The following is a 14,794-nucleotide window of genomic DNA, read 5'->3' on the forward strand; positions in this document are numbered from 1 at the left end:
TCGGCGCCCCAATTTGCGATAGGCTCAAAGCTGTCAGATGAATAGGACACGCCGCCCTCAATCGACTGAGCGACAAAGTGCGGAATATTATAGGCACCGAGCGTGTAGCCATCTGCCTCTGCTTCTGTCGCGAACCAGTTCCAACCCACACGGCCACCAGCCCCCGGGCGATTGACGATCGCAATCGGCATCCCGAGCGCATCTTCATTGCCCGCAGTCATGGTCACGATCCGCGCTTGGAAGTCGGTCGCTCCCCCCGCGCCATAGCTGACCATCATCATAATTGGCCGTTCAGGATAAGCGCCATGCCCATCAGCAAAAGCGTGTCCTGTCATTGTGGCCAAGGCCAAAGCGGCCCCTGCAATCCATTTTTTCATAGTATCCTCCCTAGGGTTAGCTCTGCCGCTTTTGCGGTTCAGAAAAAAATCTCTCGCGGCGTGAAAACGTTCAACAGTAGCGCGAAAAGACCGTACATAACCGCCATGAAACCGGCGGTGATTAAGATCCGTTTGATCCAGCTTTTGATCTGTGAATGCGGGGCGGGATCGTAAAGCGAAAGCAGCGCGAAAAACGCAATTGCCGTTCCCGTGTAGAACCCAAGCCCTTTTGCGCCCCAATAGATGTAGACAATCGCGACGATCAGTCCGGGCAGCATATTGCGCATCGCTTGACGGCTAATGCCATTGCCGACCTTTGTGCGCCCCAAAATGGCCTTGGCGAACGTCCAGACCGCCAGAACAGCAAAGACCGATGAAATCAGCCGCGGAAAGATGAATGCGTCCGCAGGCTCTTGGGTAAAGCTGATGTAGGCAATGCTAACGCCAACAACGGCGATCAGCCCTGAAGCGATGATATGTTGATTACGGGGTAGATCGGTCATGACAGCGCCTCTTCTTTGGCGACGGCATCGTCTTTTGTTGTGTACCGCCGCGCCATGATTTCCATCCAGACCGAATAGGTTATTGAGGCCAGCACGATTAGGATCAGCAACCAATTCAACCAGCCGGTAAAGAAATAGGTGCCAGTTCCGACCGTGGCATTCGCGATCATCGACCCTTGGATGAAGTTCGCTTCAGCAATCGGCCCAAGGATCAATCCGAGCACAAGCGGCGCGGCTGAAAAGCCAAAGCGCTCAAGGAAATACATCGCCAATCCAAGCGTTGCCATGACATAGACATCACCCATCGAGTTTTGCACCGAATAGCTGCCAAAGACGGCCAACCCGAGAACAATCGCCGCCATAACAGCGTGCGGAACGCGTGCAACGCTCGCCGCCAAACCCGCTATGTAGAGACCAAAAACACACATTAAAAGTTGGCCGATCAGCATGGAATCGATGAAGGTCCAAGCCACCTGCGGATAATTCATAAACAGATCAGGACCCGGAAATATGCCGTGGATCAACAAGCCACCCAGCAAAACAGCCGCCGTCGGTGAACCCGGAATAGACAGGGTCAGCAGCGGAACCAACGATGGCCCAACCATCGCGTTATTCGCGCTTTCGGCTGCAATCACGCCTTCGCTATGACCCGTGCCAAACTTTTCGCTCTCTTTGCTGAATTTCTTGGACTGGTCATACGCAACAAGCCCTGCAATCTGACCACCAACACCGGGGATCAACCCAATGATGGATCCTGTGATCGTGCCGATGATCAGAGCTGTCTTGCGCTTGAACACCTCAACAAAGGCCAGACGGATCGGGTGCTTTTTGACGCTGATGATTTCGGCATCATCGCTAGATCGCCCCTTGGTGAACATCGTAATAACCTGCGGGATCGCGAACAAACCGATCAGTGCTGGTATGACGTTAATTCCACCGCTCACCGCAGGGTGAAAGATAAAGCGCTGCGCGCCCATGATGTCGTCAAAACCAATCGTGGCGAGCCAAAGCCCAATGCAGCCCGACAGCAAACCTTTCACCACCGAACTGGAATCTAACGTTCCAATCACAGTAACACCAAGGATTGCGAGCCAGAACAAATGGGACGGCCCAAAGGCCAATGCCCACTGTGCAAGCACCGGCGTGAGAAAGATCAAAAGGAAAACGCCAAAAAGCCCACCGATTGCAGAGGCGATAAACGAGAGTTGCAACGCTTTCGCGCCCTCACCCTTGGTCGCCATAGTGTGCCCATCAAGCGTGGTTGCGATGTTGGCAGGGGCCCCTGGTATCTTGAGCAAGATCGCACTAACCGCGCCGCCAGCAACCGTAGATGTGTAGGCCGCTCCGAGCAAGATAAGCCCCTGCTGCGGCTCAAGTTGGAACGTGAAGGGGATCAACAAGGCGACGGCCATCGTCGGTGACAACCCCGGCGTTGCGCCAAGGATGAGACCACCAATCGTCCCAAGCAACAGCAACCCGAAATTGATCGGGGTGAACACGTCGCCCATGTAAAACAGGAAATCCATCTGGCCTAATTCCTCCCAAACTCAGGCTTGACGGACCACGCTAAGCAATGAAAATAGTTTTGCAAATGTTTTCATAAATTTGCAGGATTTGAGGTTTATGTGTCTGACAATAAATCAAAAAAGGCGGATATCGTTACCGTAGCGAAGTCTGCACGCGTGTCGCCATCTACGGTTTCAAGGTACTTCAACCACCCCGAATTGCTGAAACCAGCAACGCGCAAACGCATCGATTCCGCTGTGCGGCGCACCGGATATATCCGTAACCGCGCGGCGCAAACAATCCATGGCATTCGCTCTGGCACGATTGGCGTTTTGATACCGACCTTGGATCACGCTATTTTTGCTGAGGTCGTTCAAGCCTTCTCCGAAACCGTCGCCGCGCAGGGATTTACGATCCTCTTGGCGTCGCACGGGTACGATCTGCAGCGCGAATATGCCATTTTGCGCAAGTTTCTAGAACACCGTGTTGACGGTGTTGTTCTGACTGGTCTGGACCACGACGAAGCGGTGTTTCAACTTCTGGATAGTCAAGAAATCCCCTGCATCTTGATGTGGAACTATGCGGCCAACTCTCGCTATCCGTCCATTGGGGCAGACAACGAACAGGTAGGTAGGCTCATTGCTGAACATGTGCTGTCATTGGGTCACCGCAAGATCGCATGTATGTTTCCACCGACCACAGGAAATGACCGCGCCAATGCCAGACGCGAAATTGTTCTTCACACGCTCAAAGCTGCTGGGGTCGATGTACCAGAGAAATGGATGCTGACGACGGTCTATAGCATTTCTGAATCAAAGCAGGATGCAAAACGTCTCTTCTCGCAAACAGATCGGCCCACGGCCCTCATTTGCGGCAATGATATTCTCGCGACAGGCGCTCTCTATGGTGCTGCAGCTAGTGGTTTGTCGGTTCCTGATGATGTCACGGTTGTCGGCATCGGTGACTTCAAAGGATCATCAGACATTGAACCTTCTTTGACAACCGTCAGGTTGCCTGCTCGACGCATCGGCTTTGAAACAGGGCAGGCCTTGGCCTCCGCAATTATCAACCCAGAGGCGGGACCGGGCAAAAGCCTTCACTGTACGCCCGAACTCACCTGCAGACATTCAAGCGGCCCACCACGCAAAACCTGAAAGACCTATGTGCGCTCGGCAGATGCGACAGGGCGAAGCTATGACTTCGCCCTACCCCTCAAACGTTGTTGAGCCACGACTAGCTTTGCATGAACTCGATAATAGCCGCCGCAAATTCGTTCGGCCGATCTTCCTGCAAGAAATGACCGCCACCAGTGATCGTGACATGCGCAACGCCTTGTGCCCCGGGCACACGTTTCTGGAACGGCACTTCCCCGCCCTTTGTCACAGGATCGCGGTCACTGAACGCCGTCAAAAGCGGCTTTTCCCAAGCGCGCAACACATCCCACGCCGCGTCGTTGTCAGCGCGGTCCTCTGCATGATGCGGCATCAAGGGCACCAAGGACGGGAACCGCCGCGCGCCCGCGAAATAGCTCTCATCAGGGAAAGGCGCGCCATAGGCTTTGACCACCTCTGGCGCTGTTTTTGGGGAGAAGACCGAAGAAGGCACAAATTCAGGAGATTCCGCCGCAAATTTGATCCAGTGCAAAAACGCATCTGGCGCGCCGCTCCCCATTTTGGGTCCAAGCTCCGCCGCGCTGACCAAGGGCACATGTGGCGCCATTTGTGCCAACGCTTCGGACATCTCCGGCTTGATCAGTGAATTGTCCGGCAACCCTGTGTTCGCCACAACAATGCGCGCGAACCGTTCAGGGGCAGCCGTTAACATGCGCAGGCCGATCAAACCGCCCCAGTCTTGGCAGACCAAAGTCGCGTCGGTGAAATCGTTCGCCGCCAACCATTGGCTCATCCAATCCACATGACTGCGAAAGGTGTAATCCCCCTGCTCGGCAGGCTTGTCGGATTTACCGAAGCCCACCAGATCAGGCGCAATAACGCGAAAGCCAGCCTCTGTCAGCGGCCCGATCATCTTGCGCCACAGATAGCTCCATGTTGGCTGACCATGCATGCAAATCAACAAAGGCCCCTCGCCCTCTTCAATGTGATGAACGCGAATGTCAGTCCCATCGCTCGCTTTCACCACGGTGTAGTGCGGCGCGAAAGGATAGCCTTCTAAATCCGTAAACCGCTCGTCAGGGGTGCGCATAATTTGCATGATGATCTCTCCATTAATGTCGAAACCACAATGCCACGGAAAGCCAAACACCCCACCTGTGTTCCTACGTCACTTTTTGAAATTCACTAGAAAGTGAGCGCTGCGGAATTCGGACCGCCATAGTTAACTTATCGGCTGAACTATCGCTTAAATGGGCGGCTGTTCAGAAGCGAGCATGACAAGTATTTGAGATTCTAGTATCACACTTTTATGAAAAGTACGGTCTTTGAAAAATTGGGAACGTCCAGATGGGTGCGTTGGGTTGGAACAGCCCCAATTGTAGTCTTGCCTGCTTATGTAATGTTTCAAGGTGATTTTTGGGGCGGCCTTGGCATTCTAACCCTATTTTCAGTTGTGTTTGGTAGTGTGTTGTTAGGAAGGTTCTTGGCCGATCTGATAGCAAATTTTACTTCTTGCGCATCAGATACTCGCTTCAGACTAAAGTCCGCGCTAGGCGCATTTGGGTTTCTATTTACCCCAACAGTTGTTGCCCCGATGGCTAGCTCATACTTTGAAATGGACTTCAACATTTACCCTGTCTGGGTTATTTTTCTGTGGGCTAGTTGTGTTGGCGTTTTCTTCTTTCTCTTCGATTCACCCGAATCCAAAGACTAATTTTCTCTCCAAATTGTTTGATAGATTCCCGTCCAAGCTGAACAACATACCGCCCGTTAGACGGTGCTCTCAGTTTGGGACGCCACGACGCTTCGTCTCAAAGTTGCCCGTGCCTAGTTACCAAGATTACCCTCGCACACTCTCTTGTAGTGCATGGGTCAGCTCATCCATTTCAGGATCCATCTTCATCGACTCTGCTTTACGCTGATGCCACTCAACCGCCTTTTTATGCAGATCGCCCAAGATAGCATCTGCCTTCAGCTCTTTCACAAGCTTGTCGCTTGCTGCCTTATAGCGATCGATCGATGTGTCTTCTTCATCATTCAGATTGAACTTGTTCCAGTAATCCATGCCCAAGACATGGCTGGAATGGTTCGCACGACCCCGCGCGCGTTTAATCATGAAACTGTCCATAGACCGCAACGCATAATGGTTGACTTGCGCATGGGTAAAGAGCGGTGGGTTCTCGGTACGTGCGCCATTCACAACGTAGTCCGCGCCACCCGGCAATACGCATTTCACATCCGCAACCCGGTCTTCTAAAGCAACAGGTGCATGCAGACCCATGCGTTGAAACTTGTCCTGATTGGTGTAAATCGATTTCACGAACTTACCGGTTGTCGGGCGTTCCTTTGCGTCCCATTCAAATTCACCCTTCGTGAATTGTTGGGTCACTGGCCGATCAAGCAGGTTCTCCATCCCATCAGGCCCAAATATCCGCCATGGTACCGAAATCACATCCACATCATCACCCGACCCTTCGACCATCGCGCGCACGGACCCATCGCCCATGTGGATGTTCAGATATTCATCCACATCACAAACAAAGACCCATTTTGCATCCATCACGATATCATGGCGACGCGACGCTTGGCGCAGCGCACTGCGATGGATGCCGCCCTTGCGCACAATCGTCGGATGATGGCGCACATAGCCAAGCTCTTGCAGGCGCAACAGCATCTCAACTGTAGGGTCCGTGCAATCGTTCGTGCACACCAGAATATGGTCAAACCCCAGCACTTTGTAATGTGCCACCCAATCCAGAATGTAGGGGCTTTCGTTCTTCATCGTCGATACGACGGTATACATATCGGTGCTCATGACTGCCTCGCTCGTCGCGGCTTAACGCGTGACTGTTTAAGTTTTCCAATTGATAACGCCTGCCCCACCGCTGACGCAAGCGCCATAGCGCGCGGAACACAGCCCAATAGAAATCAACAGCACTTTCTCAATCGGGTGGTACACAAACACCACTTAAATCCATAGGGTGCCCAAAAATAACACCGTCCAAAGAGGGCGGGTAGGGTACGAGGGACAGCAGATGGCACGCACACGCGAGGTCGGAACACTTTGGATTGGCGGGCCGCTCAGCTGGATGGAACAGCTGTGCCTCAAGTCCTTTGTCGACAAGGGTCAGAAAATTACCCTCTTCAGTTATGAAGATATTCCCAACGTGCCAGACGGGGTCATTCGCCGTGATGGCCGCGAAATCATCGACACAGATGACTTCATTAAATACGAGCAAAAGAACAGTTTCGCGCTCTTTGCTGACTGGTTCCGCCTGCACATGATCCACCAATGCCCGGGCATGATTTGGATCGACACAGACGTCTATTGTCATCGTCCGATGGATTACGACAGCGATTACGTTTTCGGCTATGAGCTCCCCGGTGAGCACCGTGTGAACAATGCTGTTCTGGGCATGCCTGCCGATAGCGAAATGCTGCGACAGGTGCTGGAATTCACCGACGATCGCCACTCTATCGCGCCCTTCTTGCCCAAGAAGCGGCAGGAGCAGATGAAAAAGCTCGCCGCCAAGGGCAAGCCGATGCACATCACTCAGCAGCCTTGGGGCGTTTGGGGACCAATGATGGTCACCCATTATGTGCATGCGCTGAAACTGGAAGAGCATGTTCAACCGCTCAACGCTTTTTACCCGATCACCTTCCGCGAGCGGTTCAAATTCATGCGCCGCGCGGAATTAGCCGAAGGTTTGATTACTGAAGAAACCACTGCCCTACACCTTTGGGCCTCCAACAAGCGTCAGCTTGGCAACATTCACAACGGTCTCCCGCCCAAGGGAAGCTATCTGGAACGGCTTGTAAAAGAGCACGGCATCAACCCTGCCCTCGCTCCGATCAAAGGACGTGGAACCGCCACCTTTGATGGCGCTCTGATTGATGAACTCGATATCGATGAGGTCGCTACCGTCGCTGATCTCACCGGCACCGCGCGCAGCTTCGTTTTGGCGCTGCATCATAAATTCGATTGCGATGTGCAGCTGATCAACACCAACCGCCGCGGTAAGTTCAAAGAAAACGATGAAGAGTGGCTCAAGGATTACCAGAAATTCCTAACCGACAACGATGTTAATGCAGATCGCATCAGGGTCATTCGCGACGAAAAATCCCTGCGCCCGGTTGACGTGCTCTGCAATCTCGAGGGCTTCGGTGACCGCTACAAAACGCCTGCGCTTGAGAAGTTCATGGATAAATGCCTGCACTCCGACAGCCGCGTCTTTATGGATGTGCGAAAGGGGTCTGGCGCATTTCCATTTCTCAAGAAATACGGCTCGAACACCGCGCTTTCGACCCGAATGGTTGAGGAAAAAGAAGTCACACGCATTCGCGTCACGCCCAAGCCGCCAGAGCCAGAAGACGCAGGGGGCAGCTGGGACAAGATCGCTGCTGACCTTGCAGGTAAAGACGGCTGGTATCGCCCCGGCACCAACGGGCACAGTTTCCTTTACATGCCCCGCTCTACCGATACGCTCGTTGTCACCTTTGACAATCTCGACATAGCCATGAACAAGCGCGAGGACCGTCGTCCTTGGGGTTATAGTTTCATCAAGGAACAAGGGTGGTCCATGCTCGGCGTGCTCTCAGGCGGCTGGACATGGTATCGCGAGCAATGGGTCTCTGATCAGTTTGATCAACTCGCCAAGGACGGCTTTTTCAAGCAGTTCAAACGCGTGGTTTTTTACGGCGCCTCTATGGGTGGCTATGCCGCCTGCGCCTTCTCGCCAGCAGCGCCTGGCTGCGATGTTGTCGCCATTTCGCCGCAAAGCACCGTGGACAAGTCTATCGTGCCTTGGGAGACCCGCTACAAGGTGGTCTGGGACCGCGACTTCACGGGCAAGTATGGTGACGCCTCAGAAGTCTCTAAAGCGGCCAATAGGATCTCGATCCTTTATGACCCCTATGAGCCTTTGGATGCCCAGCATGCGGCGCGTTTCAAGGGCGACAACGTGCAACACCTGCGCGCGCCTTTGCTTGGCCACCGCCTTGGCAGTTCGCTCAATCAGATGGGCATTCTCACACCAATCATCCTTGGGGCTCTCGAAGGCACATTGACGAGCCATGACTACTACAAGCTGCTGCGCACGCGCAAAACTTCGCCGCGCTATCAGCGTGAGCTGTTCAACAAAGCAGTGAACAAAGGTCACAAGGATCTTGCCAGATCTATGGGCGAGCACATTCTAAAGCAGAACCCAAACCGAGCCGTTCGGCAGGGGCTCAAAGCGCTCTAGACCCTAGGTTGCGGAATAGAACCTAAACTCCGTGCTGGCGCGATACGTCTCGCCAGCGCCCAGCGTGATTTTAGGGTAGTCTTTTTGATTAATCGCATCAGGCCAAACTTGCGGCTCTATAGCCAACCCAGCGCGTCCTAGATTGCGTCCATCGAAAATTTGCACACCTGTTTCGGTGCTCGCAACTTCCATCGAAACACCACTCGCAGGGCTTCGGAGCCAAACAATGGGTCGCATCATTTCGCGCTCAGTGCTGAGACAGAAGTTATGGTCCAAGTCAGTCGTCCCAATCGCGCGATCTGTTCGAAAATCAAACGTGCTATTTGCGACATCAACCGGCGCGCCAATGGGGATCATCTGATCATCCACCGGCAAATATTGATCTGCCGCCACGCGCATTTCATGACCGTTGATGTTAGGCTCCGCTGACAGGTTCCAAAACCCATGTGGGGCGAAGCCGCAAAGCGTCTCAGAATCGCTCACAGCGCTAATTTCAAGGCGCAGCGCCGCACCTTTCAATTCATAGCGCGCGGTCACATCTAACGCGCCGGGAAACCCCATATGCCCATCAGCCATGTGAAGCGAAAAGACAGCATGTGTCTTACTCGTTTCTTTGATCTCCCAAAGGCTACACCCTGCCCCGTCCAAGCCACCGTGCAAGCAATTGCCGCTCGGTTCGTTCGCATCCAATACATGCTCAGAGCCATGCATATTATAACGCGCGCCAGCGATCCGGTTTGCAACACGGCCGACAATTGCACCGGCAAATTTCAAACGACCGAGGTAGTCCTCCAAGACATCACTTCCAATGGTCATTTTTGAACCATCGAAGTTGAGGCTTTGAAGGCTTGCTCCGTACGAGATCAAACCCACCTTCAGTGCATTGTTCTCAAGCTGAACACGTTGCACCAGACGCCCATCAGGAAGATGTCCAAATGCAGTGATCATTTGCGGGCAGGCAGTCGAGCGTTTAGAAATTCAACAAAGTCTTCCGCGAGTTTTTGCGGCTCGAGATCGTCCAAAACCTTACCCTTTGCTTTGATTGTAAAGCTGCCTTTCCCTGATTTTATATCCACGGATATATCACCACGCTGGTGGGTCCCAACCTTGTCATTGGCCTTCGGTTTTGCTTCAGGCTTTTTACCCTTTTTGAGTTTGGGAATAATCCCACGGTAGGCACGTTTCGGCGTGTTCGCGACATCTATCTCAGCAATGATTTTATCCCGCAAAGACACACAGGCAAGGCCGAGAGAAACATCACCTTGGCTGACGCTCAAACGTTCAGCCACTTCTTCTTGCGTTAAATCAGACAGGCTCTCCGCAAGCAGTCCAACGGACAGAAGTTCTTCAAAACCGTTCAGATCCTTGCGCATCGTATTCTCATGAAAACGCTCTTCAAGATCCGCGAGCGCAGCATTTCCCTGATCCGTAGACAGGATCGCAAGGACCGGCACACCAAGTTGGCGACACGCCTCAACGCGTCGACGACCAGATTGAATCGCAAAACTGGCATCAGTTTCTAATGGCGTTTCTTCATTGGGTTTCCAAGCAGGATCGAGTGGGCGCACGCGAATGGGCTGTGTTTGTCCACGTCGCGCAATGTTTGCTTTCAGCGCGGCGAACGCCTCGTCCTCCTGCCAATTCCCAACGCGATCACTGCCCGCCTCATCGATGATTTGGGATGTCTCCAAAGACAGCGCTACGGTGCCATTCAAGATGCCAGAAACGAGCGATCCATGCGTGTCCTCAATGCGCTGTTTAAGCAGGTTCATCGCTGAGCCCGCCCACATGCCACCCATCGCCGGTTTGGCCGCTGGCGCCGTAATCTGCTCCTCCTCAAGAGGGGGCAATCCAGCATCAAGTTTGCGTTTCTTCGCCATGTCTTAGCTCCAACGTTCTTTGATAAATTTCGCAGCGAACCCTCGATCAGGAAGCTCTGGCCAAATGCGCTGCACAAGCGCATCATTTACCGCGTTCGCATTCCCCATGAAGGCCTTTGCCGAGGTACGCCGTGATTTTGGCGGCAGATATTCATAGATACTTTTGTACTCTTCAGAGGCATTGGCAATCGCGTCCGAACGATTGTACCAGACCTGCATAATCTCGCGCGGGGCACGACGATACAGGTCGAGAATTTGGTCTGTATCTTGGTTGTTCTGCTCTTGCACGATTGTTGGCAAAACTACGTGTTCGCCTTTGCCAATTTCGATATCTGCCTCAAAGCCCATGATGAATTCGAGATATTCACCGATGTTTGACACGTAAGTGGACAGCGTTGCCAAATCGAAGCCTTTCATTGTCTGCGGAATGACAACTGTATCCGCAGCAATCAACCCGTTCAGTTGCATCAAGGTTAGCGACGGTTGTTGATCGATTACGATAACATCAACGGTCTCATCAAGCGCCTGTTCGTAGGCTTGCATGTCGAACGAACCATCCTTTTGGCGCAGGTCCGCCGCGCTGGTTTTCGCACCATGTTCGCTGTCCCATGTGGCAATGGCTTCTTTCAGAATACGGTATACTGGCACTTGCGATTGGCGCGACAAGAAGAACAGACTGATGTCGCCATTCTGAATATTCGCGCCGCCAGGAATAAGTTTGATCCCGGGCCAAGGCGTTGGTTGCCAAATGTCGTTAAGCGCATCGGGGGTAGGGGTGTTCACCTTCTCAGCGCCCGGATCATCGACCCCCATGAAATCCGCTAACGTTGCGGTATCCGGTTGGAACAACGGCAGTTTTTCATCCGCGAAGTAGAGGCTGACCGTTGCTTGAGGATCGGCATCAATGACACCAACACGCAGGCCGTAGAAAAGATTAACGTATTGCGCAAAGTGGGCGGCAGACAGGCTTTTACCTGTGCCCCCTTTCTGCGCGCCGAACGTGACAACTTTGACCGGCTCACCGGGTTTGCGCCAGTGGAGGTGTTGTCGCCGCGCGCTTTTGTTGGAGCCAATCAAAGAACGGATCAACATGATTTCTGGCGGCGAAAACGTGCGTTCGCGCCCGATCTTTTCTCCATCTGGAAAGTCGGGTTCTTCGTTAGATATTCGCGCTAGATACGTGACATCGACTGAAAGCAACTCTGCAACTTCCGTCATAGAAAAGCGTCGAGCAACGCGCGTTCTAAGCGTCAAATCGCGCTGTAGTTTGGTATTCACGCTCCCCATGACGCGTGTCATGTTGCGGATGAATTGCTCGAAATTGCCGTAAGCCATAATGGATATATCCGCGGATATAGAAATTGAAAGGGGCCTGTTTAGCAGTCAGGCGGCGTGTTTTAGCGCTAAGTTGGGTGATGTGCGGGAAGGTTGCAACTGCTTTTGCAACAATTCCCACCGGCGCAAATATTGTTCAAGCATTCGAAGCATCCCTTCCGTTCGATTTTTCTTTTGGGCTGCTGCAAGCATCGCTGAAAATTGGGTTTCATTTGGCGGTTTTCGCCAATGATCTTTCCATTGCGACTTAACTTCGTTTTCGAAGACTGTCATTCCTAACTTAGTAGTTTGTCGGGCCTTGAAGGCTTTGACTTGCTGCTCAACTTCTAAAATTGAAATCGAAACCCCAAGACCCTTCCACAGGCCAGAGAGAGACTGTGCGACTTCAGCCTCGGAAAGGATCTTAAGCGCAACATTCGCCAAAACGGTTTGGGTTTCTCGGAGCAAATTCTCTGGAACTTCTGCGTTGAAGGTAGGGAAGGGGGCTGCCTTGGATAGATCTGACCATTTCGAAAAAACAGACACTAACTGAGGGCTCTCAGTGTCTGTTGGTTCAGAATTCTCTGAGGTATTGTTTTTATGATTCTGGTTTTTAGAGTTTACTCTGCGTTCATCAGGTTGAACGCTGCGTTCTGTTTCTGATACGTTTGAGACCAGACGAGGTGCAGAGAGTTTGGCGCGCCATTCGGCCCAAAACGTGACGCTGTATTTTAGACGGTAATTGTAGCCATTGGCCATTTTCTGATTAACGGTTTCGACTAGATCAAGCGCGCGTAGTTCCGCGATGTATCCAGAGATTGCCGCCTTGGATCTTCCAATACGTTCACTGAGTTGGCCAAGAGAAGGCCAGCACTCACCACTGCGATTTGCCATGCGACATAGCTCAACAAGCAGTCGAAAACTGCCGGGACTCATTTCTATATCCATCACGTCACAGGGCAGGGCGACATAGCCTTTTGTTGGGTCAAAATCTTGCGAAAATGCCATAATTTTCCTGTTCTCCGAAGCGCAATGCTTGCGGTGATTCTGACATTCTGCTATCAAAGGTTTAGGAAAACGCGATAGCGAATGCTGTTCGTTTTAGAGGCTTTGAGTGGTTGCCGCCGCTCGGAGCCTCTGCTTTTTGTGCAGGATGATTTGGGTTTAGCTCATTGCCTTTTCCTTGCTCGATACATAGCCTTCATCTTGCCTTTGCTAGAAAGACTGTCCCAGTTTGGACGATGGGTGACTATGCGACTGTGCCCACATCTTTGCGATATGGTGCTGGTTTCTTCTGTAACTGCCTCTGAGACCGATTCTGATCTCTTATACGTGGTATTTGAACCATTAATGGCCCGAAAGCCATGTTTAAGGCAAGAGATTCTGTGTTTTGGATGGGTGGGTATGCGTACCTAAGCTGTAAGACGCATAACAATTTGACCGTAAGGTATTGATAATTATTAGATAAGTTAAATTTTTGAGTAACAGGGCGCTCTAGCCTATTTCGTGATTTTACAGATCGCAAAATTGAAGTTGGCCCGAATCGTTCCTTTGCTTGTGCTCAGATGCCGAGCGTGATGCATTAGCAGGGCTATGAACAGAATTGCGTCGTCACAAACCCAAGCCTCGTTTCCTGCGTTGACCTATATTGGGATCGACGGTGTTTTGGTGCGCTTTGCAGATCGGGTGACCGAGCAAGGCAATCGGGCGGCGTTAGCGTTTCACACACATATGAGCCATGCGGGTATTGAGGGTGTGCTAGAAAGCGCACCGTCTTTGATCGCTGTCTATCTGCGCTTGGATATATCGGGTGACGTCAGCGCGATTGTGCAAAAGGTCCGCGAAGCCCTGACCGCGCGAGATTGGTTTAGTGAACCGGCAACAGAAGGGCGGCTTTGGACGATCCCCTGTTGTTTCGATGGACCGCAATTGGCGGAGGCGGCCGATCTTGCTGGCGTGAGCGAACAGGCGGCCATCAAAGAGCTGACACAGGCGCAGGTGCGGGTACTCACAATCGGCTTTGCTCCCGGGCAACCTTATTTGGGAAATTTGCCCGAACATTGGAACCTGCCGCGTATGAGTGGCATTGCGCCCAATGTTCCGGCCTGTGCCTTGGTGGTCGCTGTTCGGCAGTTGATCATTTTCGCGAATGCTGCGCCGACAGGATGGCGTCATATTGGAACCACGGGTTTTCAGGATTTCCAGCGAGAGCGGGCTGAGCCCTTTGCATTTCGTGCGGGGGATTTGGTGCAATTTAGCAAAGTGGGCCGCGGTGAAATGGATGCGCTGATCCTGCGCGAGGATGGCTTGGGCGGCGCGATCTGCGAGGCTCTGACATGAGCGCGCTTGTTGTGCAACGCATCGGGCCAGCGGTCACGGTGCAAGATGCAGGGTGGAGCGGCACATTGGCCAGCGGTCTATCGCGCGGCGGTGCCGCAGATACCCGCGCTTTGGCAGAGGCGTGGGCTTTGCTGGGGCAAAGTGATGTGGCAGTGCTTGAGATGGCAGGTATGGGCGGCCGATTTATCGCGGAGGCGGCACTGCGGATTTCACTGACAGGCGCGCAGATGCAGGCGACACTTGATGGCGCTGCATTGCATTGGGGCGCTGTGCACCGCGTGGAGGCGGGGCAGGTGTTGGAGATTGGCGCTGCGATGTCTGGTGTGTATGGCTATCTTGGTGTCGGTGGCGGATTTGATGTGCCGCGATTCATGGGATCGGCGAGCACGCATCGTGCGTCTGGTCTTGGACAGGTTGTAAAGATCGGGGATCGTTTGCGCGTGGGAGCAGATGCTCATGCTGATCGCGTTGGGCTGTCCTTGCCAAAAACGGCTGCACGCAGCGGCGTTATTCGCGTTG

12 protein-coding genes and 1 pseudogene are annotated in these 14,794 nt (G+C 52.9%); 4 read left to right on the forward strand and 9 right to left on the reverse strand.

The features are described 5' to 3' along the window. The 3 genes from ABJQ89_RS14585 to ABJQ89_RS14595 form a co-directional block, all read right to left on the reverse strand. Nucleotides 1-377: tripartite tricarboxylate transporter substrate-binding protein (locus ABJQ89_RS14585; protein WP_348496917.1), on the reverse strand; the 377-nt coding region annotated here is incomplete at its 3' end. A 38-nt stretch (nucleotides 378-415) separates the two neighbouring features. Next, nucleotides 416-880, reverse strand: a complete 465-nt coding sequence (locus ABJQ89_RS14590) for a tripartite tricarboxylate transporter TctB family protein (protein WP_348496918.1) — start codon at nucleotides 878-880, stop codon at nucleotides 416-418. Further along, a complete protein-coding gene (locus ABJQ89_RS14595; protein ID WP_348496919.1) occupies nucleotides 877-2,406 on the reverse strand; it encodes a tripartite tricarboxylate transporter permease in 1,530 nt (509 codons plus the stop codon). The genes ABJQ89_RS14590 and ABJQ89_RS14595 overlap by 4 nt, the downstream gene beginning before the upstream one ends. 99 nt (nucleotides 2,407-2,505) lie before the next feature. On the opposite strand from ABJQ89_RS14595, the gene ABJQ89_RS14600 reads away from it, so the two are divergent. After that, nucleotides 2,506-3,540, forward strand: coding sequence for a substrate-binding domain-containing protein (locus tag ABJQ89_RS14600; protein ID WP_348496920.1), 1,035 nt, complete (start codon nucleotides 2,506-2,508; stop codon nucleotides 3,538-3,540). Nucleotides 3,541-3,619: 79 nt separating this feature from the next. Here ABJQ89_RS14600 and ABJQ89_RS14605 read toward each other — a convergent pair whose 3' ends face one another. Continuing rightward, a complete protein-coding gene (locus ABJQ89_RS14605; RefSeq protein WP_348496921.1) occupies nucleotides 3,620-4,597 on the reverse strand; it encodes a haloalkane dehalogenase in 978 nt (325 codons plus the stop codon). A gap of 741 nt (nucleotides 4,598-5,338) precedes the next feature. Beyond that, the gene (locus ABJQ89_RS14610) at nucleotides 5,339-6,313 is read right to left on the reverse strand and encodes a glycosyltransferase family 2 protein (RefSeq protein ID WP_348496922.1); all 975 of its coding nucleotides are present in this window, start codon (nucleotides 6,311-6,313) and stop codon (nucleotides 5,339-5,341) included. A 220-nt stretch (nucleotides 6,314-6,533) separates the two neighbouring features. On the opposite strand from ABJQ89_RS14610, the gene ABJQ89_RS14615 reads away from it, so the two are divergent. Beyond that, nucleotides 6,534-8,741, forward strand: coding sequence for a hypothetical protein (locus ABJQ89_RS14615; RefSeq protein ID WP_348496923.1), 2,208 nt, complete (start codon nucleotides 6,534-6,536; stop codon nucleotides 8,739-8,741). Between the two features lie 3 nt (nucleotides 8,742-8,744). On the opposite strand, the gene ABJQ89_RS14620 is transcribed toward ABJQ89_RS14615, so the two are convergent. Genes ABJQ89_RS14620 through ABJQ89_RS14635 form a run of 4 tightly spaced genes read right to left on the reverse strand, consistent with a single transcriptional unit; the run spans nucleotide 8,745 to nucleotide 12,943 of the window. Beyond that, nucleotides 8,745-9,689 carry an aldose epimerase family protein gene (locus tag ABJQ89_RS14620; RefSeq protein WP_348496924.1) on the reverse strand — a complete coding sequence of 315 codons (945 nt, stop codon included), beginning with the start codon at nucleotides 9,687-9,689 and terminating at the stop codon, nucleotides 8,745-8,747. Then, nucleotides 9,686-10,621 carry a ParB N-terminal domain-containing protein gene (locus ABJQ89_RS14625; RefSeq protein WP_348496925.1) on the reverse strand — a complete coding sequence of 312 codons (936 nt, stop codon included), beginning with the start codon at nucleotides 10,619-10,621 and terminating at the stop codon, nucleotides 9,686-9,688. The genes ABJQ89_RS14620 and ABJQ89_RS14625 overlap by 4 nt, the downstream gene beginning before the upstream one ends. Nucleotides 10,622-10,624: 3 nt before the next feature. Continuing rightward, nucleotides 10,625-11,956, reverse strand: coding sequence for a ParA family protein (locus ABJQ89_RS14630; RefSeq protein WP_348496926.1), 1,332 nt, complete (start codon nucleotides 11,954-11,956; stop codon nucleotides 10,625-10,627). 48 nt (nucleotides 11,957-12,004) lie between these two features. Continuing rightward, nucleotides 12,005-12,943, reverse strand: coding sequence for a helix-turn-helix domain-containing protein (locus tag ABJQ89_RS14635; protein WP_348496927.1), 939 nt, complete (start codon nucleotides 12,941-12,943; stop codon nucleotides 12,005-12,007). A 585-nt stretch (nucleotides 12,944-13,528) separates the two neighbouring features. Here ABJQ89_RS14635 and ABJQ89_RS14640 point away from each other — a divergent pair. Beyond that, nucleotides 13,529-14,275 (forward strand): carboxyltransferase domain-containing protein, encoded by a 747-nt coding sequence (locus ABJQ89_RS14640; RefSeq protein ID WP_348496928.1) that lies wholly within the window; start codon nucleotides 13,529-13,531, stop codon nucleotides 14,273-14,275. Continuing rightward, nucleotides 14,272-14,794 (forward strand): annotated as a pseudogene (locus tag ABJQ89_RS14645) (urea amidolyase); the annotation flags it as partial. The gene ABJQ89_RS14640 and the pseudogene ABJQ89_RS14645, both read left to right, overlap by 4 nt.

The sequence above is a fragment of the Planktotalea sp. genome (genome assembly GCF_039984035.1).
In the GTDB taxonomy this organism is placed as follows: domain Bacteria; phylum Pseudomonadota; class Alphaproteobacteria; order Rhodobacterales; family Rhodobacteraceae; genus Planktotalea.

Coding starts and splice junctions, on each gene's coding strand:
- ABJQ89_RS14590 (WP_348496918.1), bottom strand. CDS start 880: ATGACCGATCTACCCCGTAATCAACATATCATCGCTTCAGGGCTGATC.
- ABJQ89_RS14595 (WP_348496919.1), bottom strand. CDS start 2,406: ATGGATTTCCTGTTTTACATGGGCGACGTGTTCACCCCGATCAATTTC.
- ABJQ89_RS14605 (WP_348496921.1), bottom strand. CDS start 4,597: ATGCAAATTATGCGCACCCCTGACGAGCGGTTTACGGATTTAGAAGGC.
- ABJQ89_RS14610 (WP_348496922.1), bottom strand. CDS start 6,313: ATGAGCACCGATATGTATACCGTCGTATCGACGATGAAGAACGAAAGC.
- ABJQ89_RS14615 (WP_348496923.1), top strand. CDS start 6,534: ATGGCACGCACACGCGAGGTCGGAACACTTTGGATTGGCGGGCCGCTC.
- ABJQ89_RS14620 (WP_348496924.1), bottom strand. CDS start 9,689: ATGATCACTGCATTTGGACATCTTCCTGATGGGCGTCTGGTGCAACGT.
- ABJQ89_RS14625 (WP_348496925.1), bottom strand. CDS start 10,621: ATGGCGAAGAAACGCAAACTTGATGCTGGATTGCCCCCTCTTGAGGAG.
- ABJQ89_RS14630 (WP_348496926.1), bottom strand. CDS start 11,956: ATGGCTTACGGCAATTTCGAGCAATTCATCCGCAACATGACACGCGTC.
- ABJQ89_RS14635 (WP_348496927.1), bottom strand. CDS start 12,943: ATGGCATTTTCGCAAGATTTTGACCCAACAAAAGGCTATGTCGCCCTG.
- ABJQ89_RS14640 (WP_348496928.1), top strand. CDS start 13,529: ATGAACAGAATTGCGTCGTCACAAACCCAAGCCTCGTTTCCTGCGTTG.